This window comes from Rickettsia endosymbiont of Proechinophthirus fluctus, assembly GCF_001602635.1.
Lineage (GTDB): Bacteria > Pseudomonadota > Alphaproteobacteria > Rickettsiales > Rickettsiaceae > Rickettsia > Rickettsia rickettsii.
In genome coordinates, this window is sequence record NZ_LECS01000004.1 from 272,812 (window position 1) to 274,406 (window position 1,595).

Sequence of the window (1,595 nt, forward strand, 5' to 3'; positions counted from 1 at the left end):
CTGATCTTGCAACTCCAAATAAATAAACTATATTATCTATAGTTAGAATAGTATAATTAGCAAATTTAATGTCTTTTCTGACTAAATTTTTAGCTTTAATTTGTGTGGTTATCATACTATCTTTAGTATATTGGGCTAAGTCAAAATGATTACTGTTTTTATTTACTTTCAACTCATTAATAACTTCTTTTACGCTTTTTTGATTCCAAGCAATTTCTACGGCTTTTAACGCATCAGATTCTTTTTGAATATTTCCTGTTAATAATACTCTTCCTTGTGATACTTCAACCTTTATTTTAGCACCTAAATCTCTAAAATTATTTTTTACTAAATCAGCTTTAATGCTGGCAGAAATCCTTGAATCATTTAATGTTTCAGATATTGGTTGATCTTTTGAAGCAACAATGCCGGTAGTGGTTGCTGCGGTAAAAATAGCAGGTAAACAAGCAGATAGACTAAAAGAAAGAGCTATAAAAATTAGAACTCGTAATATCATAACAATAGTACCCTACGATTTTTAAAAAGATTGTATTTGTTTAAGAATTAACTGTTTGTTTATTATAGTACCGGACACTTTTTAAAAAGTCATCGGTGTTATCTTTGTGAAAGCAGGGATCCTGTGTCATCCCGCGACTTGATCGTGGGATCCAGCTTAAAATACTAATATTAGTATTTTAAATTGTTTGTATGGACCCTGTTGTCAAGCCACAGGGTGACACAGTGGATTTTACCGGTCCATGCAACAACACCTACGCGGTAATGACATAAAGTAAAAATAGTAAGGTATTATATATCATATCTTACTATCCGGTAATTTATTCTTTAATAAAAGAGGTAATTGCAGTAAAATAAATATAAAAGTAATAGGTATTACACCGAATACTTTGAATTTTACCCATGTTTCATCTGAGCAATTACGCCAAACTACTTCATTAACTACAGCCATAAAAAAGAAAAAAGCCGCTGTTCTATAGCTTAAGGTTATCCAACTTTCTTCTTTAAGACGTACTATACTCTCTAAAGCATATTTGATAAAAGGATTTTTTCTTATACCGCTCATGAGAAATATTATTCCAAAAATAACATATAATATAGTAGGTTTGATTTTTATATACATTGAATCGCCGCTAATTAAAGTAATACTTCCCGAAACTAATAAAACAGTCGTAGAAATAATAGAAAGCTTGGATACTTTCTTATCTATAACATAACAAAGGGTAATACAAATAACAGAGGTAATAAGCATATAAAGAGTAGCGTGTTGTATACCGCCTCCATAAAAAAAGCCTGCAAAAAATGCTATTACCGGACCAATTTCTGATAAAAATTTTAACATATTTAATTTAATTGTTCTCTTTGATAAAATTAATTTGATTCATTTTTTTGTACTGATATTAAGTTATTTTTGGAATATCTTAATTTTATTTGTATGAAAATATTTATCAGTAATATAGTAGTAAAATAAGCCAGTACTTGTAGCCCGTTAGGTCTTGCAATATAACCGGTAACAATATGTAAGATTTTACCTATCATACTTCTATCTGCTACTAACCATGAACTATCCCAAAGTTGATCGGATAAAAACATAATTAGAC

At 29.5% G+C, this 1,595-nt stretch carries 3 protein-coding genes; all 3 read right to left on the reverse strand.

The window, feature by feature from the left end; genetic code table 11:
• Positions 1-496, reverse strand: a 496-nt coding sequence (locus BG75_RS03275; protein WP_252903617.1) for a BON domain-containing protein, incomplete at its 3' end; no start/stop codon positions are given.
• Positions 497-793: 297 nt separating this feature from the next.
• Entirely contained in the window at positions 794-1,336 is a 543-nt protein-coding gene (locus BG75_RS03280; RefSeq protein WP_012150739.1) for a septation protein A, read from the reverse strand.
• Between the two features lie 29 nt (positions 1,337-1,365).
• The coding region (locus tag BG75_RS09720; protein WP_252903618.1) for an FTR1 family protein at positions 1,366-1,595 on the reverse strand (230 nt) is incomplete at its 5' end.